General features: G+C 34.4%; 23 protein-coding genes. 21 read left to right on the forward strand and 2 right to left on the reverse strand.

Features of this window, described 5'->3' with window-relative positions; translation table 11 throughout:
- Positions 1 to 120: 120 nt before the first annotated feature.
- Both MK851_RS06140 and MK851_RS06145 read right to left on the reverse strand, forming a co-directional pair.
- Entirely contained in the window at positions 121 to 1,635 is a 1,515-nt protein-coding gene (locus MK851_RS06140) for a SusD/RagB family nutrient-binding outer membrane lipoprotein (protein WP_320242368.1), read from the reverse strand.
- 13 nt (positions 1,636 to 1,648) lie between these two features.
- Entirely contained in the window at positions 1,649 to 4,876 is a 3,228-nt protein-coding gene (locus MK851_RS06145) for a SusC/RagA family TonB-linked outer membrane protein (RefSeq protein WP_320242370.1), read from the reverse strand.
- A gap of 356 nt (positions 4,877 to 5,232) precedes the next feature.
- On the opposite strand from MK851_RS06145, the gene rpsL reads away from it, so the two are divergent.
- The 21 genes from rpsL (at position 5,233) to rplR (ending at position 16,820) form a co-directional block, all read left to right on the forward strand.
- Positions 5,233 to 5,613, forward strand: a complete 381-nt coding sequence (rpsL, locus tag MK851_RS06150) for a 30S ribosomal protein S12 (protein ID WP_115900422.1) — start codon at positions 5,233 to 5,235, stop codon at positions 5,611 to 5,613.
- A 32-nt stretch (positions 5,614 to 5,645) separates the two neighbouring features.
- Complete coding sequence (rpsG, locus tag MK851_RS06155) at positions 5,646 to 6,122, forward strand: 30S ribosomal protein S7 (RefSeq protein WP_100925426.1); 477 nt, start codon at positions 5,646 to 5,648, stop codon at positions 6,120 to 6,122.
- Positions 6,123 to 6,127: 5 nt separating this feature from the next.
- A complete protein-coding gene (gene fusA, locus MK851_RS06160; protein ID WP_320242376.1) occupies positions 6,128 to 8,245 on the forward strand; it encodes an elongation factor G in 2,118 nt (705 codons plus the stop codon).
- Between the two features lie 5 nt (positions 8,246 to 8,250).
- Positions 8,251 to 8,556, forward strand: coding sequence for a 30S ribosomal protein S10 (rpsJ, locus tag MK851_RS06165; RefSeq protein ID WP_024740605.1), 306 nt, complete (start codon positions 8,251 to 8,253; stop codon positions 8,554 to 8,556).
- A gap of 292 nt (positions 8,557 to 8,848) precedes the next feature.
- A complete protein-coding gene (rplC, locus tag MK851_RS06170) occupies positions 8,849 to 9,466 on the forward strand; it encodes a 50S ribosomal protein L3 (RefSeq protein WP_303506792.1) in 618 nt (205 codons plus the stop codon).
- Positions 9,466 to 10,095 carry a 50S ribosomal protein L4 gene (rplD, locus tag MK851_RS06175; RefSeq protein WP_303506790.1) on the forward strand — a complete coding sequence of 210 codons (630 nt, stop codon included), beginning with the start codon at positions 9,466 to 9,468 and terminating at the stop codon, positions 10,093 to 10,095. The genes rplC and rplD overlap by 1 nt, the downstream gene beginning before the upstream one ends.
- 8 nt (positions 10,096 to 10,103) lie before the next feature.
- On the forward strand, positions 10,104 to 10,394 hold the full coding sequence (rplW, locus tag MK851_RS06180; RefSeq protein WP_115900426.1) for a 50S ribosomal protein L23: 291 nt from the start codon (positions 10,104 to 10,106) through the stop codon (positions 10,392 to 10,394).
- A gap of 11 nt (positions 10,395 to 10,405) precedes the next feature.
- Positions 10,406 to 11,230: a 50S ribosomal protein L2 gene (gene rplB / locus MK851_RS06185; protein WP_115900427.1), complete on the forward strand. Its 825-nt coding sequence runs from the start codon at positions 10,406 to 10,408 to the stop codon at positions 11,228 to 11,230.
- A 6-nt stretch (positions 11,231 to 11,236) separates the two neighbouring features.
- On the forward strand, positions 11,237 to 11,515 hold the full coding sequence (gene rpsS / locus MK851_RS06190) for a 30S ribosomal protein S19 (RefSeq protein WP_028890729.1): 279 nt from the start codon (positions 11,237 to 11,239) through the stop codon (positions 11,513 to 11,515).
- Between the two features lie 9 nt (positions 11,516 to 11,524).
- Positions 11,525 to 11,929 (forward strand): 50S ribosomal protein L22, encoded by a 405-nt coding sequence (gene rplV / locus MK851_RS06195; protein WP_115900428.1) that lies wholly within the window; start codon positions 11,525 to 11,527, stop codon positions 11,927 to 11,929.
- Between the two features lie 11 nt (positions 11,930 to 11,940).
- Positions 11,941 to 12,657 (forward strand): 30S ribosomal protein S3, encoded by a 717-nt coding sequence (gene rpsC, locus MK851_RS06200; RefSeq protein WP_115900429.1) that lies wholly within the window; start codon positions 11,941 to 11,943, stop codon positions 12,655 to 12,657.
- Positions 12,658 to 12,676: 19 nt separating this feature from the next.
- On the forward strand, positions 12,677 to 13,108 hold the full coding sequence (gene rplP / locus MK851_RS06205) for a 50S ribosomal protein L16 (RefSeq protein WP_115900430.1): 432 nt from the start codon (positions 12,677 to 12,679) through the stop codon (positions 13,106 to 13,108).
- A 12-nt stretch (positions 13,109 to 13,120) separates the two neighbouring features.
- Positions 13,121 to 13,312 carry a 50S ribosomal protein L29 gene (gene rpmC / locus MK851_RS06210; RefSeq protein ID WP_028890733.1) on the forward strand — a complete coding sequence of 64 codons (192 nt, stop codon included), beginning with the start codon at positions 13,121 to 13,123 and terminating at the stop codon, positions 13,310 to 13,312.
- Positions 13,313 to 13,330: 18 nt separating this feature from the next.
- Positions 13,331 to 13,588 (forward strand): 30S ribosomal protein S17, encoded by a 258-nt coding sequence (rpsQ, locus tag MK851_RS06215; RefSeq protein ID WP_099215304.1) that lies wholly within the window; start codon positions 13,331 to 13,333, stop codon positions 13,586 to 13,588.
- Position 13,589: 1 nt separating this feature from the next.
- Positions 13,590 to 13,958, forward strand: coding sequence for a 50S ribosomal protein L14 (gene rplN, locus MK851_RS06220; protein WP_099215305.1), 369 nt, complete (start codon positions 13,590 to 13,592; stop codon positions 13,956 to 13,958).
- 14 nt (positions 13,959 to 13,972) lie between these two features.
- Positions 13,973 to 14,287 carry a 50S ribosomal protein L24 gene (gene rplX, locus MK851_RS06225; protein ID WP_303506777.1) on the forward strand — a complete coding sequence of 105 codons (315 nt, stop codon included), beginning with the start codon at positions 13,973 to 13,975 and terminating at the stop codon, positions 14,285 to 14,287.
- 2 nt (positions 14,288 to 14,289) lie between these two features.
- Positions 14,290 to 14,841, forward strand: coding sequence for a 50S ribosomal protein L5 (gene rplE / locus MK851_RS06230; RefSeq protein WP_320242400.1), 552 nt, complete (start codon positions 14,290 to 14,292; stop codon positions 14,839 to 14,841).
- 4 nt (positions 14,842 to 14,845) lie between these two features.
- A complete protein-coding gene (gene rpsN, locus MK851_RS06235; RefSeq protein ID WP_028890738.1) occupies positions 14,846 to 15,115 on the forward strand; it encodes a 30S ribosomal protein S14 in 270 nt (89 codons plus the stop codon).
- A gap of 376 nt (positions 15,116 to 15,491) precedes the next feature.
- On the forward strand, positions 15,492 to 15,890 hold the full coding sequence (gene rpsH / locus MK851_RS06240) for a 30S ribosomal protein S8 (protein WP_115900434.1): 399 nt from the start codon (positions 15,492 to 15,494) through the stop codon (positions 15,888 to 15,890).
- A 15-nt stretch (positions 15,891 to 15,905) separates the two neighbouring features.
- Positions 15,906 to 16,451 carry a 50S ribosomal protein L6 gene (gene rplF, locus MK851_RS06245; RefSeq protein ID WP_115900435.1) on the forward strand — a complete coding sequence of 182 codons (546 nt, stop codon included), beginning with the start codon at positions 15,906 to 15,908 and terminating at the stop codon, positions 16,449 to 16,451.
- 18 nt (positions 16,452 to 16,469) lie between these two features.
- Positions 16,470 to 16,820, forward strand: coding sequence for a 50S ribosomal protein L18 (rplR, locus tag MK851_RS06250; protein ID WP_303506767.1), 351 nt, complete (start codon positions 16,470 to 16,472; stop codon positions 16,818 to 16,820).
- Positions 16,821 to 16,826 lie beyond the last annotated feature (6 nt).

Below are 16,826 nucleotides of genomic sequence, written 5' to 3' on the forward strand. Positions count from 1 at the left end.
ATGTAATTATTTGAATTAATTAGCTGCTAAAATCATAAATATATCTTAAATAAACAATTTTTTAACATAAAAAAGTGCCTTGTTAACAAGGCACTTTTAATAAAAGATGTTATATAAATGTTAATTTACGTCCCAAAATAATTTAGACATCATAGTATCTCCATCAGAGAGCCCTTGTCTAGCAGTATCCCAATTAGAATTATTTAATAATTGTTCTTTTTGTGGATAGTTAACTCTGTTAGGTATTGTGTTTAAGCCTGGTACTAAAGTAGTAAAAGTAGCAGAACCAAAAGTGTCACCTGGAACAGTTAATGTATTAGGGTATCCAGTTCTTCTATACTCAGTCCATGCCTCTAGTCCGTCCATATATAAAGCAATATATTTTTGAGTTAAAACATTTTCTTCATTAGCAACAGGTAACATTGTTACATAGTTATCAGCATCAGTATCAGATACACCCCAAAACATCATTGAAGCCTTAACACCATTTTCATAATTTGTTTGATTCCATCCGTTGAATTCAGATCTAATAAATTCCATTTCTGCATAAGATAATAGATTTTGATTATAATCTGGTTTTATTATTTCGGAGCTAGGTATACTTTCATTTTCAACAGCTCTTGCAACAGCATTACCAAATCCATAAGGAATACCAATAATTTCAGTTGTACCTATAGGATCAAAATATTTAGTAACCCTAGGGTCTTCTTCTGTGATTGAAGAGAATGGTCCAACACGATTATATAGTAAGTCTGTAAAAGATAGGGCAGGTCCAAAGTCTTTACGAGCTTCAACAGTAAAAGCGTTATGCCAAGGCCCACCAGTTATATCATCAGTACCGTATTTAAAAACAGCATTATCTTCATTAGAAGTAAAAGCTTTAGTATTAGATTCATTATAAACGGACATAGCTAATGCATTGTCATACTTGTTAATATGAGTTGCTAGTCTAAGCCTTATAGAATGTGCGAATTTAACCCATTTTTCTCCAGTCATTCCATCTGGTGAACGATATATATGGTCTCCTTCTTTGTAAACAGGTTTTGATATGTCTATTTTGTTTGCAGCATCTAATAACTCAATTAATAAATCTTCATAAATAGTTTTTGCATCAGTATAAGCAGGGCTGTTAATACCTTCTTTTAGGCGTAAAGCTTCAAAAGCAGTATTATCTTTTTGTCCATAACTCCAATAAGGTACATTCCCAAAAGTGTCAACTAATTTAGAGAAAGTAAATGCCATCATTATTCTTGAAGCCTGTATCTGATTATTGTTATCGCCATAAGTAGACATTAAAACAGCTGTTTGAGGATCTTCATTTAATTCGATGACTTTTTTTAAGTCAGTTAAAATTAAATAAGGTTCCTGCCATAAATCATCTACTTGCGAAACTCTTAAGGCATATCTATTTTCATCAGTGTAAAATTCATCAGCCCAGTATTGAGCAAATGCTAATGTCGCTCTCGCGCCAGTCCACTGATTATTTAATTCGTAAGCTAAATTAAATTGAGCACTAGTTACTAATTGAGTAGAAGGTGCTGTTACGGGATTGTCAGGGTCATTAATGTAATCTGTATCACATGCTAAAAAAGAACTTAGCAAAAGTGAAGCGAATATATATTTTATTTTTTTCATCTTATTTTATTATTTAGAAAGATAAGTTTAAGTTCATACCAAAAGATCTAACAGAAGGTTGTAAACCTCCTTCTAAGCCTTGAATGTTACCTGAACCTGTTGATACTGTTTCAGGGTCAATTCCATCATAATCAAGTCCCCAGGTATATAAGTTTCTGCCAAATAAACTAACTCTAGCTTTATCAAAAACTTTTAAAAACTCTCCTTTAAATGTATAACCTAGAGATACCTCTCTTATTTTGTAAAAGTCAGCATCAAATACATTTTGAGCATCAGGTGTTCCTAAACCACCGTAGTGTGAAGTACCATAAGTCTGACCAGATATTTTAGTTGTGTTAGGAGCAGTATTGGTTACCGTATAACTACCGTCATCATTATAAGTTACAGTACCAGTTACACCAGGTAGCACAATACCGTCTTCTCTTATGTTATTGTCAACTGTTTCTTGTAGCATACCAGAGTACATACCCCACATATGTGATGTAGAAAAGTATTTTCCACCTTTACTCATTTCTAGTAATATACCTAAATCAAAGTTTTTATATTTAAAGCTATTTCTTAAACCAGCACTGAAGTCAGGGGTAGCAGAACCTAAAGCAACTAAATCATTAGTAGCTGCATATGTACCATCACTAGTAATTACTTTATTTCCTTGATCATCATAAATAAAGTCAGTACCCATAATCGAACCATAAGCTTTACCAACTGTAGCTGCTAATTGAGCTTGGAAAGGAGCATTTGTTAAAAGAACAGAGTTTAGCCCTTCTTTTAATTCAACTAATTTGTTTTCATTTTTTGCAAAATTCACATCAATGTTCCATGTAAAGTTTTCATTAACTATTGGTTTTAATCCTAGTTGTATTTCTACTCCTTTATTAGTCATTTTACCAGCATTAATCCATTGAGAGCCATAACCTGTTCCATAAGAAAGGTCAACAGGTATAATTTGATCTGTTGTTTCGTTACTGTAATACGTAACATCTAAATTTACTCTTCTGTTTAAAAAGTTTAATTCTGTTCCAACTTCCCATGTAGTAGTTGTTTCGTTAACTAAGTCAGAGTTTAACAGGCTTACGGGAGATGTAACTCTACCATCACCTTTAAAAGGAGTGTCTAAAGTTAAGGTGCTTATAACTCTGTATGGATCCGTATCGTTTCCTACTTGTGCCCACCCAAATCTTAATTTACCATAGTTGAACCAGTTTGAGTTAGGGAACAAAACATCGTTGAATACCCATGCAACAGAAGCTGAAGGATAGAAGTATGAGTTATTGTCTTCTGGTAAAGTAGAAGACCAGTCATTTCTACCTGTTAAGTCAATGAATAATTGATTAGCAAAAGATAAACTAACACTTCCAAACAAACTATTCACTACTTTGTCTATATTATCAGCATTTTTCTCTAAAGGCCCCTTACCATTGTTAATATTATAAATGTTAGGTACTGATAAGCCACCAGTGGTTTGGTTGAAGCGATAATTTAAAGTGTGGTTTCTTTTGTTGGCCCCAAACAAAGCAGATAGTTTAAAATTGTCTGAAAAGTCTTTTTTATAATTAGCAGTAAACTCGTAGTTGTATTCTTTAAAATTGTAGGCTCTTTCTAAGAATTCAGATTGAGCTTGAGAACCTATAGCTTTTTGTTCTGTGTTTCTAAAGTTGTATGTGTCAGCATATACACTACCTTTAATACTTAAATCATCTGTTATTTGGTAATTTAAACTGGCATTTCCATATACACGGGTTCTTCTGTCGGTAGGTAAGTTTTCGGTTATATTCCAGTAAGGGTTGTCAGAATATTTAGGTTTAGAATTGTTCCATGCAGTTCTATTCCAAGTTCTTTGGGTTCCGTCATCATTTTTATAGTTCTGTAGTCTTTTGTAGTCTAATTGTCTTTGTCCCCATTGAAAAAACTTTTGGGTAACACTATTGTCATCATAACCAATAACAGGTCTAGAACCAGATGTTTGAACATAATTTATACTACTAACAGCAGTTAAATCATCGGATAACTTTTGATTGATACTAAATTTTGCAAAATGACGATTAACTTCAGTGTTTGGTACAATACCACTGTTTTCTTGAATACCTGCAGAAAATAATACACTACCTTTATCACTAGCTGAAGTTAGTGTTAGGGTATTGTTAGTAGAAACACCTGTTTTAAAAAATGAATCTACGTCGTTTTCAGGTGCTATCCAAGCTCTTGGTTTTAAATAATCATTAGGGAAACTAGCTTGATCAAAAGCATCCCAGTGTAATACTTTTAAGTTTGGGTTATATTTAGGTCCCCAACTTTCATCGGTATTGTATTGAACTAACATGTATTCGGTTCCACCAATGTTTTGTATTGCAAAACCATTGCGACCTATTCTGTTATTGTCATCATCAAAATCTGGAATTATAGATCCTCCACCGTATTCTCTTTGAAGGTCTGGTAAGACAGCTACTTCAGAAAAAGTAATAGAAGAACTAACGCTTACTCCTAGTTTTTTTGAATTCTTACCTGTCTTGGTAGTAATTAAAACAACACCATTAGATGCTCTAGACCCATACAGAGCTGCTGCTGCACCTTTTAAAACGGTAACAGTTTCAATATTACTAGGGTCAATATCATTAATTGTACTACCAAAATCAACACCACCAGCACCTCTTTGAGCGTTAGAACTGTTAAAATTTGAGTTATCCATAGGTATTCCATCAATAACGAATAAGGGTTGATTTTCACCAGTAACAGAATTTGATCCTCTAATTAAGATTCTTTGAGAACCACCGATATTACCAGAAGGAGAGTTGATTTTTAAACCAGCTACTTTTCCTGACAAAGCACTTATGGCATTGTCATTTTGAGCAGCATTTAATTCAGCAGCTTTTACTTTAGGAGCTGCAAAAGCTAAAGCTCTTTCACTTCTCGATTGCCCTAATGCTGTAACTACAACTTCGTCTAATACGTTATCTGTAGCCATTGTCAGGTTTATTGTGTTAGAACTTCCAATTGTTTTTTCAGTAGTTTTCATACCAACAAAACTGAAAACAAGAACATCTCCAGTTTTTGCTTTAATAGAATACTTACCATCAAAATCTGTCTCTACACCAGAAGTAGTCCCTTTTATTAATACGTTAACTCCTGGTAAAGGACCTGTTTCGTCAGAGACAGTACCTGAAATTACTTTTTCCTGTGCAAAGGACATTTGCACAATTAACGCTAAGAGTAGCGTTAAAATTCCATTAAACTTTGTTTTCATTATGTAATTATTTGAATTAATTGAGTCAAAAATCATAAATAAAACTTAAAAAAACAAGATATTTGTTAAATAATTCTAAAAAAACATGGTGTTTTTGTTTTAAGAGTTGTGTTTGTTGTTGTTGTTTAAAGGTCATTCAATTTTTTAATGCTTATATAGAGTTTTGTTGTCTTTTTTGTGTTTTTATGGTGTTGATAAAAGGATTTGGAGAAGGATGATGTAATTAATGATAGAGTTGTATGTTGTTTTTAAAAATAACTTCTTGATATTTGAATAATTAGAAAATTATCGTACATTTGCACTCTCTTAAAATTAGAGTAATTTAAGTACAAATTAAAAACAAGTAATAATTTAGTATGCCAACTATTCAACAATTAGTTCGTAAAGGAAGAACCAAAATAACTAAGAAGAGTAAATCGGCTGCATTACAATCATGTCCTCAAAGACGTGGAGTTTGTACGCGTGTGTATACCACTACACCTAAAAAACCTAACTCAGCAATGCGTAAGGTAGCAAGGGTAAGATTAACAAACGGTAACGAAATCAACGCGTATATTCCAGGTGAAGGGCATAACTTGCAAGAGCACTCGATAGTATTAGTTAGAGGTGGAAGGGTAAAAGATTTACCAGGTGTTAAATATCACGTGGTACGTGGAGCATTAGATACTGCAGGAGTTGAGGGTAGAACCCAGCGTAGATCTAAGTACGGTGCAAAACGCCCTAAAGACAAAAAGTAAAAATTAATTAGTAACTTTTTTAATGTAAAGACATGAGGAAAAGAAGAGCTAAAAAAAGAGTTTTGTTACCGGATCCTAGATTCAACGATCAATTAGTTACACGTTTTGTGAATAACTTAATGTGGGACGGTAAGAAATCTGTAGCATTCAAAGTGTTTTACGATGCAATGGACATCGTAAACGAAAAGAAAACTGACGAAGAAAAGTCGGCTTTAGAAATTTGGAAAGATGGTTTGTCGAATGTGATGCCTCACGTAGAAGTTCGTTCTCGTAGAGTAGGTGGAGCAACATTCCAAATTCCAATGCAAATTCGTCCAGACCGAAAGGTTTCTATGGCGATTAAATGGATGATTTCATATGCGCGTAAGCGTAATGAAAAAACAATGGCACAGCGTTTAGCTGCAGAAGTATTAGCAGCTGCCAAAGAAGAAGGTGCTGCTGTTAAGAAAAGAGTAGATACTCACAAAATGGCTGAGGCTAACAAAGCATTCTCACACTTTAGATTTTAATAGAAATGAGTAGAGATTTAAAATTTACAAGAAATATAGGTATTGCTGCGCATATTGATGCAGGAAAAACTACAACAACTGAACGTATTCTTTTCTATACAGGAGTTTCTCATAAAATTGGTGAGGTGCATGATGGTGCTTCTACAATGGACTGGATGGAGCAAGAAGCTGAAAGAGGTATTACAATTACTTCAGCAGCAACTACTTGTACTTGGCAGTTTCCATTAGAAAATGCTAAGCCATTACCTGAAACTAAAGATTATCACTTTAATATAATTGATACTCCAGGTCACGTTGATTTTACTGTAGAGGTAAACCGTTCGTTACGTGTGTTAGATGGATTAGTATTCTTATTTTCTGCAGTTGATGGAGTTGAGCCACAATCTGAAACTAACTGGAGATTAGCGGATAACTATAAAGTGCCTCGTATCGGTTTTGTTAACAAAATGGACCGTCAAGGAGCAAATTTTTTAGCAGTTTGTCAGCAAGTAAAAGATATGTTAAAGTCTAATGCAGTACCAATCGTGTTAAATATTGGTGATGAAGCAGACTTTAAAGGAATTGTTGATTTAGTTAAAAACCGTGCTATTGTATGGCATGATGATAATTATGGGTCAACTTTCGATGTTGTAGATATTCCAGAAGAATTAAAAGAAGAAGCTCGTGAGTTACGTGGTAAGTTAATCGAAGAGGTTGCTGCTTATGACGAAAACTTATTAGAGAAATATATGGAGGATGAAGATTCAATTACAGAAGAAGAAGTGCACGCTGCACTTAGAGCTGCTGTAATGGATATGTCTATCATTCCAATGGTATGTGGGTCTTCATTTAAGAATAAAGGGGTGCAGTTTTTATTAGATGCTGTATGTCGTTATTTGCCTTCTCCAATGGATAGAGATAATATTATAGGTACTAACCCAGATACAGGTGAAGAAGAAATTCGTAAGCCAGATGCAAAGTCACCTTTCGCAGCGTTAGCGTTTAAAATTGCTACCGATCCTTTCGTGGGGCGTTTAGCATTCTTCCGTGCGTATTCTGGTCGTTTAGACGCAGGTTCTTATATCTTAAATAACCGTTCAGGTAAAAAAGAGCGTATTTCTCGTATCTATCAAATGCACTCTAATAAGCAAAACGCAATCGATTATATCGAAGCAGGAGATATTGGAGCTGGAGTAGGATTTAAAGATATTAAAACAGGTGATACTTTATCAGATGAGAAGAATCCAATCGTTTTAGAATCTATGGATTTCCCAGACCCAGTAATTGGTATTGCTGTTGAGCCAAAAACTAAAGCTGACGTTGATAAATTAGGAATGTCTTTAGCTAAGTTAGCAGAAGAAGATCCTACATTTACTGTAAAAACAGATGAAGCTTCAGGGCAAACTGTAATATCAGGAATGGGTGAGTTACACTTAGATATTATTGTAGACCGTTTAAAACGTGAGTTTAAGGTTGAAGTAAATCAAGGACAACCACAAGTAGAGTATAAAGAAGCTTTAACAGCTACTGCAGATCACAGAGAGGTTTATAAAAAGCAATCTGGTGGACGTGGTAAGTTTGCTGATATTGTGTTTACTATGGAGCCTGCTGATGAAGGTGTAACAGGGTTACAATTTGAGTCTATTATTAAAGGTGGTAACGTTCCTAAGGAATTTGTACCGTCAGTAGAAAAAGGATTCAAAGAAGCAATGAAGAATGGTCCTTTAGCTGGTTACGAAATGGATTCGATGAAGATTACTTTAAGGGATGGATCTTTCCACCCTGTAGATTCTGATCAATTATCATTCGAATTAGCTGCTAAGTTAGGTTACAAAGCTGCAGCTAAAGCTGCAAGAGCTGTAATTATGGAGCCAATGATGAAGTTAGAAGTGTTAACTCCAGAGGAGAACATGGGAGATATCGTTGGAGACTTAAACAGAAGAAGAGGACAAGTAAACGATATGAGCGATCGTGCTGGATCTAAAGTAGTAAAAGCAATCGTTCCTTTATCAGAAATGTTTGGATATGTTACTTCTTTAAGAACATTATCTTCAGGTAGAGCAACTTCTACAATGGAATTCTCTCACTATGCAGAAACTCCAAGTAACATTTCAGAAGAAGTAATCGCAAACGCTAAAGGTTAATTAAGATGAGTCAAAAAATTAGAATAAAGTTAAAATCTTACGATTATAATTTAGTAGACAAGTCTGCTGAAAAAATCGTAAAGACAGTAAAGAGCACTGGTGCTGTAGTAAACGGACCAATTCCTTTACCAACAAATAAAAAGATTTTTACCGTATTACGTTCACCACACGTAAACAAAAAATCAAGAGAGCAATTTCAATTATCTGCCTACAAGAGGTTATTAGACATTTATAGTTCTTCTTCAAAAACTATTGATGCATTAATGAAACTTGAGTTACCAAGTGGAGTTGAAGTTGAGATCAAAGTATAAGTAAATCAATAACTTTCGGTTTAATTTTGTTAAGCCGAAAGTTTTTTTTACTTTTGCACACCGAAATTTTAGTTTCGGAGTGTGAAAATTTCTGAAAAGTATTCAGAAATGACATGTCCTGAGGGTTTCGCGAAGGAAAAACGGTAAAAACAAATTCAGAGAGTGAAGATGTTTTCGCTCTTTTTTTTTGAGAAGTTCAAAGGTAAAACAAGAAACATTTGTTTCAAATATTTATTTTATTAATAGACGCGCTGGATAAAAAAAATATCTAATCGTCTGAAAATTAACAAATATGTCTGGGTTAATAGGGAGAAAAGTAGGAATGACCAGCTTATTCGACGAGAACGGGAAGAATATTCCTTGTACTGTAATCGAAGCGGGTCCTTGCGTTGTTACCCAAGTCAGAACCGAAGAGGTTGACGGCTATAACGCGTTACAACTTGGTTTCGATGACAAAAAAGCAAAAAGCTCTAATAAAGCTTTAGATGGTCACTTTAAAAAGGCTGGTACATCTGCTAAAAGAAAAGTCATTGAATTTCAAGGGTTTGAAGGTGAGTACAAATTAGGTGACTCAATTACTGTTGAACACTTTGCTGAAGGGGAATTCGTTGATGTATCAGGAGTTTCTAAAGGTAAAGGTTTTCAAGGTGTTGTTAAACGTCATGGTTTTGCCGGAGTTGGACAAGCAACTCACGGTCAGCATAACCGTTTAAGAGCTCCAGGTTCAATTGGTGCAGCATCTTACCCTGCAAGAGTGTTCAAAGGAATGCGTATGGCAGGTCGTATGGGTGGAGACAAAGTAAAAGTTCAAAATTTAAGAGTTTTAAAAGTGGTTGCAGATAAGAATCTTATCGTTGTAAAAGGAGCAATTCCTGGTCACAAAAACTCTTATGTAACTATCGAGAAATAATGAAAGTAGCAGTATTAGATATTACAGGAAAAGATACTGGTAGAAAAGTTGAACTTTCTAGCGAGGTATTCGGAATTGAGCCAAATGATCACGCAATTTATTTAGATGTAAAGCAGTATTTGGCTAATCAAAGACAAGGTACTCATAAATCGAAAGAAAGAGCTGAGATTGCTGGTAGTACAAGAAAGATTAAAAAACAAAAGGGAACTGGTACAGCTCGTGCGGGTAGTATCAAGTCTGGTGTTTTTAGAGGTGGAGGACGCATGTTTGGTCCAAGACCAAGAAACTATTCTTTTAAGTTAAATAAAAACTTAAAGCGTTTAGCACGTAAATCAGCTTTAAGTATTCAAGCAAAAGAAAACAATTTAGTAGTTGTAGAAGACTTCAATTTTGAAGCTCCAAGAACTAAAGAGTTTATCAATGTATTAAAAGCTTTAGAATTAGACACTAAAAAGTCTTTATTCGTATTAGGTGAAGAAAGTAAAAATGTTTACTTATCATCTCGTAACTTAAAAGGTTCTAAAGTAGTAGATGCTTCAGGTATTAACACATATAGCGTTTTAAATGCTAGTAAAGTAGTTATTTCTGAAAGCTCTCTAGAAGGAATTGAGTCTAATTTAAGTAAATAGGGAACAAGATGAGTATTTTAATTAAACCTATTATTACAGAAAAAGCTACAAATGATAGCGAGTTAAATAACCGTTATACATTTGTTGTAAATAAGAAAGCTAACAAATTAGAAATCAAAGGAGCTGTTGAAGCTACTTATGGTGTAGCGATTGAATCTGTAAAAACAATGAACTATCCTATTCAAAGAAAAACTAAATACACTAAAAAAGGTTTAGTAACAGGGATAACAAGTGGGTACAAGAAAGCAATCGTTCAGTTAGCTGAAGGAGAAACTATTGATTTTTATAACAATCTTTAAGAAAAGACAGAATGTCAGTTAGAAAATTAAAACCAATAACACCAGGTCAGCGTTTTAGAGTTGTAAATGGGTTCGACACCATTACTACTGATAAGCCGGAGAAATCTTTATTAGCTCCGAAAAAACGATCTGGAGGTCGAAACAATCAGGGTAGAATGACTACACGTAACATAGGTGGAGGTCATAAACAAAAATACCGTATTATCGATTTTAAAAGAGATAAGCAAGGTATTCCTGCAACAGTAAAAACTATCGAGTACGATCCAAACCGTACGGCATTTATTGCATTAGTTAGTTATGCTGATGGTGAAAAACGTTATGTAATTGCACAAAACGGATTAAAAGTAGGTCAAACAATCATTTCAGGAAAAGATGCAGCTCCAGAAGTTGGAAATGCTATGTACTTAAGTGAAATTCCTTTAGGTACTACAATTTCTTGTATAGAGTTACATCCAGGTCAAGGAGCTGTTATGGCTCGTTCTGCTGGAGCTTTTGCTCAATTACTAGCGAAAGAAGGTAAATATGCAACAGTTAAATTACCTTCTGGAGAAACAAGATTTATCTTATTAACTTGTATGGCTACAATTGGAGTAGTGTCTAACTCAGATCACCAGTTATTAGTTTCAGGTAAAGCAGGTAGAAGTAGATGGTTAGGAAGAAGACCAAGAACGAATGCAGTAAGAATGAACCCAGTTGATCACCCAATGGGAGGTGGTGAAGGACGTTCTTCTGGAGGGCATCCAAGATCTAGAAACGGTATTCCTGCTAAAGGATATAAGACTAGATCAAAGACCAAAGCTAGTAATAAGTATATCGTAGAACGTAGAAAGAAATAATAAACCATGGCAAGATCATTAAAAAAAGGACCTTACGTTCACTATAAGTTAGAGAAGAAAGTGTTAGCTAACGTAGAAGCAGGTAGTAAGTCAGTTATCAAAACTTGGTCTAGAGCAAGTATGATTACCCCTGATTTCGTAGGACAAACAATTGCAGTTCACAACGGACGTCAGTTTGTACCAGTTTACGTTACTGAAAACATGGTAGGTCATAAATTAGGCGAATTTTCACCAACACGCTCGTTTAGAGGACACGCTGGTGCAAAAAATAAAGGTAAAAAATAGTAGGAAATTATGGGAAGTCGTAAACATAACATGGCAACACAGTTAAAAGAAGCTAGAAAGTCTAGAGCTTTTGCTAAATTAACTAATTGTCCTACATCACCAAGGAAAATGCGCTTGGTAGCAGATTTAGTAAGAGGAGTAGAAGTTGAAAAAGCTTTACAAATTTTAAAGTTCAGTTCAAAAGAAGCATCACGTAACTTAGAAAAGTTATTATTATCAGCTATTGCTAACTGGCAAGCTAAAAATGAAGATGCGAGTATCGAAGATGCTGGATTATACGTAAAATCAATTTGTGTTGATAGCGCAGGTATGTTAAAAAGGTTAAGACCAGCTCCACAAGGTCGTGCACATAGAATTCGTAAGCGTTCTAATCACGTAACTTTAGAGTTAGGAACTAAAAATAACAGTAATTAATCAAAGTAGAAATGGGACAAAAGACAAATCCAATAGGAAATCGTTTAGGAATTATCAGAGGATGGGAATCTAACTGGTATGGTGGAAATGACTACGGAGATAAGATTGCTGAAGATGATAAGATAAGAAAGTATTTATATGCTAGATTATCTAAAGCAAGTGTATCAAGAGTTATTATTGAGCGTACTTTAAAGCTTGTAACCGTTACTATCACTACTGCACGTCCAGGTATCATTATTGGTAAAGGAGGTCAAGAGGTAGACAAGTTAAAAGAAGAGCTTAAGAAAATTACTGGTAAAGAAGTTCAAATTAATATTTTCGAAATTAAACGTCCAGAATTAGATGCAAAATTAGTTGCAGCTAGTGTTGCTCGTCAAATCGAAAACAGAATTTCTTACAAGCGAGCTACTAAAATGGCAATCGCAGCTGCAATGAGAATGAATGCAGAAGGAATTAAAGTGCAATTATCAGGTCGTTTAAATGGAGCTGAAATGGCACGTTCTGAGCATTACAAAGAAGGAAGAATTCCTCTTTCTACCTTTAGAGCAGATATCGATTATGCACTTGTTGAAGCACATACTACATACGGAAGAATCGGTGTGAAAGTATGGATTATGAAAGGTGAGGTTTATGGAAAACGTGAATTATCTCCATTAGTTGGACTATCTAAGCAAAAAGGTAGTGGAAACAAAGGTGGTGGTAAACGTCAACCTCGCAGAAGAAAATAATTTTTAAAAGAAATTAACAATGTTACAGCCAAAAAGAGTAAAATACCGTAAGGTACAGAAGGCGAAAGGAAATATGAAAGGTAACTCTGGTAGAGGTACTGAACTTTCTAACGGAATGTTTGGTATCAAATCATTAGACCAGAACTTACTTACCTCTCGTCAAATTGAGGCAGCTCGTATTGCGGCAACTCGTTATATGAAAAGAGAGGGGCAACTTTGGATTAAAATTTTCCCAGATAAACCTATCACTAAGAAACCATTAGAGGTACGTATGGGTAAAGGTAAAGGTGCACCAGACCATTTTGTAGCAGTTGTGAAACCAGGTAGAATTTTGTTTGAAATTGGTGGAGTACCAATGGAAGTAGCAAAAGAAGCTTTACGTTTAGCAGCGCAAAAACTTCCTGTAAAAACGAAGTTTGTAATAGCAAGAGATTTTGATTATAACGCTTAATTCTATTAGATCATGAAACAATCAGAAATTAAAGAATTATCAACAGCTGACTTACAAGAAAAGCTAGGGGCGTTGAAGAAAAATTATACTGATCTTAAGATGGCTCACGCCATAACTCCATTGGAAAACCCATTAGAGTTACGCAGCTTAAGAAAAACTGTAGCAAGAATTGCTACAGAGTTAACTAAAAGAGAATTACAATAATTCTAGTCAGTTTTAAAGATGGAAAAAAGAAATCTTAGAAAAGAGAGAATCGGTGTAGTATCTAGTAACAAGATGGAGAAATCTATCGTTGTAAACGAGGTAAAAAGAGTAAAGCACCCAATGTACGGAAAGTTCGTATTAAAGACTAAGAAGTACGTTGCACATGACGAGAATAACGATTGCAACGAAGGTGATACTGTAAGGATCATGGAAACACGTCCTATGAGTAAATCTAAGCGTTGGAGATTAGTAGAAATCCTAGAAAGAGCTAAATAATATGTTACAGACAGAATCAAGATTAAAAGTCGCAGATAACACTGGAGCAAAAGAAGTTTTAGTGATTAGAGTTTTAGGAGGAACAAAAAAGCGTTACGCTAGCGTTGGAGATAAAATCGTAGTATCGGTAAAATCTGCAACTCCAAACGGAACTGTAAAGAAAGGTCAAGTATCTCGTGCAGTTGTTGTTCGTACTAAGAAAGAAGTTAGACGTAAAGACGGATCATATATCAGATTTGATGATAATGCTTGTGTACTTTTAAATCCTACAGAGGAAATGAGAGGAACACGTGTATTCGGACCTGTGGCTCGTGAATTACGTGAGAAACAATTTATGAAAATAGTATCATTAGCACCTGAGGTGTTATAAAATCAGATTTTAAAATGAAAAAATTTAAAATTAAATCAGGAGATACTGTTAAAGTTATAGCAGGAGATCACAAAGGATCTGAAGGGAAAGTTTTACAAATTCTTAAAGATAAGGATAGAGTAGTAGTAGAAGGTGTAAATATGGTGTCTAAACACACTAAACCAAGTGCTGCAAATCCACAAGGAGGAATTGTAAAGAAAGAAGCTCCATTACATATATCAAACGTTGCCTTAATCGAAAATGGTAAAACAGTAAGAGTAGGGTATGACTTTGATAAGGAAAGTGGAAAAAAAGTTAGAGTTTCAAGAAAATCAGATAAAGCAATATAACAATGAGTTACGTACCAAGATTAAAAGAAGAGTACAAGAGCAGAGTTATCAAAGCTCTTACTGATGAATTTGGTTATAGCAATGTAATGCAAGTACCTAAATTACAAAAAATCGTTGTAAGTAAAGGTGTTGGTGCAGCTATAGCAGATAAGAAATTAATAGAATATGCTATTGACGAGTTAACTACTATTACAGGTCAAAAAGCAGTATCTACCATCTCTAAAAAAGACGTTGCAAACTTCAAATTACGTAAAGGAATGCCAATTGGTGTAAAAGTTACGTTAAGAGGAGATAAAATGTACGAATTTTTAGATAGGTTAGTTACAGCTTCTTTACCACGTGTAAGAGATTTTAACGGAATCAAGGCAAATGGTTTTGATGGTAGAGGTAATTACAACTTAGGAGTTACTGAACAAATCATCTACCCAGAGATTAATATTGATCAAGTGAAAAAAATTAGTGGTATGGATATTACTTTTGTAACATCTGCAAATACTGATAAAGAAGCTAAATCATTATTAGGAGAATTAGGATTACCATTTAAAAAGAATTAATAAGATGGCTAAAGAATCAATGAAAGCGCGTGAGCGTAAAAGAGCTAAAATGGTTGCTAAGTATGCAGAAAAGAGAAAAGCTTTAAAAGAAGCTGGAGACTACGAAGCGTTACAAAAGTTACCAAAAAACGCATCACCAATTAGAATGCACAACCGTTGTAAACTAACTGGACGTCCAAAAGGATATATGCGTCAGTTCGGAATTTCACGTGTTACTTTCCGTGAAATGGCTAACCAAGGATTAATTCCAGGTGTTAAGAAAGCAAGCTGGTAAAATAGCTCTTTAGATACAAAATATAAAGGTGTACAACAATACAAAGTTGTACACCTTTTGTGCTTAAAAATAGAGTTGTAATAAGTAGTTTTTTTGAGTTTCATTTTAGATTAAACATACTGGCTAAAACGTAATATTTTGATAGTAAAAATGATAATCATCAAAAAGGTTTGATTTTCAAAAAGTTTATGTATATTTGCACACTGTTTTTGTGAGGTAAATTACGCCTTGTAAGTAAATACTTGTAATAGTATAATGCCTACGAGATTTTACCTTGAAAAGCGAAAAATAAATATTAACTGGTTTCAGGTTTAGTAACTGTACTTTATCAAGTGAAATAGAGTCGCTAAAAACCAAAACCACAATTTAATTAACTATGTATACAGATCCAATCGCGGATTTTCTTACTCGTGTGAGAAATGCTATTGCAGCAAATCACAGAGTAGTTGAAGTTCCTGCTTCAAAGTTGAAGAAGGAAATGACGAAAATTTTGTTCGATCAAGGTTACATTTTAAGTTATCAGTTCAATGAAGATAAAGTTCAAGGAACTATTAAAATAGCTTTAAAATACGATCGTGATACGAAAGAGTCAGTAATCAGAAAGATTCAAAGAATTTCAACACCAGGTTTACGTAGATACGTTGGCGCTAAAGAAATGCCAAGAGTATTAAACGGGTTAGGTATTGCTATTGTTTCTACATCAAGAGGTGTAATGACAAACAAAAAAGCAAGACTAGAGAACGTAGGTGGAGAAGTATTATGTTACGTTTACTAAAAAACATTTTGTAAGATGAGTAGAATAGGAAAAAATCCAATCGCATTGCCACAAGGTGTTGAAGTAAAAGTAGACGGAAATGTGGTAACAGTAAAAGGAAAATTAGGAGAGTTAACTCAAGAAATTAAGTCTGGAATTACTGTAAAAGTTGAAGATGGTACAGTCACTTTAGAAAGACCATCAGAAAGTAAAGATCATAGAGCTGCACATGGTTTATACCGTGCTTTAATCAATAACATGGTTGAAGGTGTAAGTAAAGGTTTTACTAAAGAATTAGAGTTAGTAGGTGTTGGTTATAGAGCATCTAACCAAGGACAGAAGTTAGATTTAGCCTTAGGTTTCTCTCATAACATTGTTTTAAATTTAGCTCCAGAAGTTAAGGTTGAAACTGTATCTGAAAAAGGTAAGAATCCAATTGTAAAATTAACTTCACATGACAAACAATTAGTTGGTCAAGTTGCAGCAAAAATTCGTTCATTCCGTAGGCCAGAGCCTTACAAAGGGAAAGGAGTTAAGTTTGTAGGAGAAGTATTAAGAAGAAAAGCAGGTAAATCTGCATAATAAATAAGAGAAATTATTATGGCATTATCAAAGCTTGAAAGAAGACAACGAATTAAGTATAGAATTAGAAAAATTGTTACAGGTACAGCTGAGAAACCAAGGTTATCAGTTTTTAGAAGTAACAAAGAAATCTATGCTCAGTTAATCGATGACGTTGCTGGTGTAACATTAGCATCTGCATCATCAAGAGATAAAGAAATTACATCTAGCTCTAAAGCAGAAGCGGCTACATCTGTAGGGAAAGCAATTGCTGAAAAAGCTGTTAAAGCTGGCGTAGATACTGTTGCTTTCGACCGTAACGGATATTTATACCACGGTAGAGTTAAAGTATTAGCAGACGCTGCAAGAGAAGCTGGTTTAAAATTTTAAGAAATT

This window comes from Tenacibaculum sp. 1B UA (assembly GCF_033978845.1).
Taxonomy (GTDB): domain Bacteria; phylum Bacteroidota; class Bacteroidia; order Flavobacteriales; family Flavobacteriaceae; genus Polaribacter.

Bases quoted from the DNA above. Each gene is read 5' to 3' on its own strand.
- MK851_RS06140 (WP_320242368.1), bottom strand. From the start codon at position 1,635: ATGAAAAAAATAAAATATATATTCGCTTCACTTTTGCTAAGTTCTTTT.
- MK851_RS06145 (WP_320242370.1), bottom strand. From the start codon at position 4,876: ATGAAAACAAAGTTTAATGGAATTTTAACGCTACTCTTAGCGTTAATT.
- rpsL (WP_115900422.1), top strand. From the start codon at position 5,233: ATGCCAACTATTCAACAATTAGTTCGTAAAGGAAGAACCAAAATAACT.
- rpsG (WP_100925426.1), top strand. From the start codon at position 5,646: ATGAGGAAAAGAAGAGCTAAAAAAAGAGTTTTGTTACCGGATCCTAGA.
- fusA (WP_320242376.1), top strand. From the start codon at position 6,128: ATGAGTAGAGATTTAAAATTTACAAGAAATATAGGTATTGCTGCGCAT.
- rpsJ (WP_024740605.1), top strand. From the start codon at position 8,251: ATGAGTCAAAAAATTAGAATAAAGTTAAAATCTTACGATTATAATTTA.
- rplC (WP_303506792.1), top strand. From the start codon at position 8,849: ATGTCTGGGTTAATAGGGAGAAAAGTAGGAATGACCAGCTTATTCGAC.
- rplD (WP_303506790.1), top strand. From the start codon at position 9,466: ATGAAAGTAGCAGTATTAGATATTACAGGAAAAGATACTGGTAGAAAA.
- rplW (WP_115900426.1), top strand. From the start codon at position 10,104: ATGAGTATTTTAATTAAACCTATTATTACAGAAAAAGCTACAAATGAT.
- rplB (WP_115900427.1), top strand. From the start codon at position 10,406: ATGTCAGTTAGAAAATTAAAACCAATAACACCAGGTCAGCGTTTTAGA.
- rpsS (WP_028890729.1), top strand. From the start codon at position 11,237: ATGGCAAGATCATTAAAAAAAGGACCTTACGTTCACTATAAGTTAGAG.
- rplV (WP_115900428.1), top strand. From the start codon at position 11,525: ATGGGAAGTCGTAAACATAACATGGCAACACAGTTAAAAGAAGCTAGA.
- rpsC (WP_115900429.1), top strand. From the start codon at position 11,941: ATGGGACAAAAGACAAATCCAATAGGAAATCGTTTAGGAATTATCAGA.
- rplP (WP_115900430.1), top strand. From the start codon at position 12,677: ATGTTACAGCCAAAAAGAGTAAAATACCGTAAGGTACAGAAGGCGAAA.
- rpmC (WP_028890733.1), top strand. From the start codon at position 13,121: ATGAAACAATCAGAAATTAAAGAATTATCAACAGCTGACTTACAAGAA.
- rpsQ (WP_099215304.1), top strand. From the start codon at position 13,331: ATGGAAAAAAGAAATCTTAGAAAAGAGAGAATCGGTGTAGTATCTAGT.
- rplN (WP_099215305.1), top strand. From the start codon at position 13,590: ATGTTACAGACAGAATCAAGATTAAAAGTCGCAGATAACACTGGAGCA.
- rplX (WP_303506777.1), top strand. From the start codon at position 13,973: ATGAAAAAATTTAAAATTAAATCAGGAGATACTGTTAAAGTTATAGCA.
- rplE (WP_320242400.1), top strand. From the start codon at position 14,290: ATGAGTTACGTACCAAGATTAAAAGAAGAGTACAAGAGCAGAGTTATC.
- rpsN (WP_028890738.1), top strand. From the start codon at position 14,846: ATGGCTAAAGAATCAATGAAAGCGCGTGAGCGTAAAAGAGCTAAAATG.
- rpsH (WP_115900434.1), top strand. From the start codon at position 15,492: ATGTATACAGATCCAATCGCGGATTTTCTTACTCGTGTGAGAAATGCT.
- rplF (WP_115900435.1), top strand. From the start codon at position 15,906: ATGAGTAGAATAGGAAAAAATCCAATCGCATTGCCACAAGGTGTTGAA.
- rplR (WP_303506767.1), top strand. From the start codon at position 16,470: ATGGCATTATCAAAGCTTGAAAGAAGACAACGAATTAAGTATAGAATT.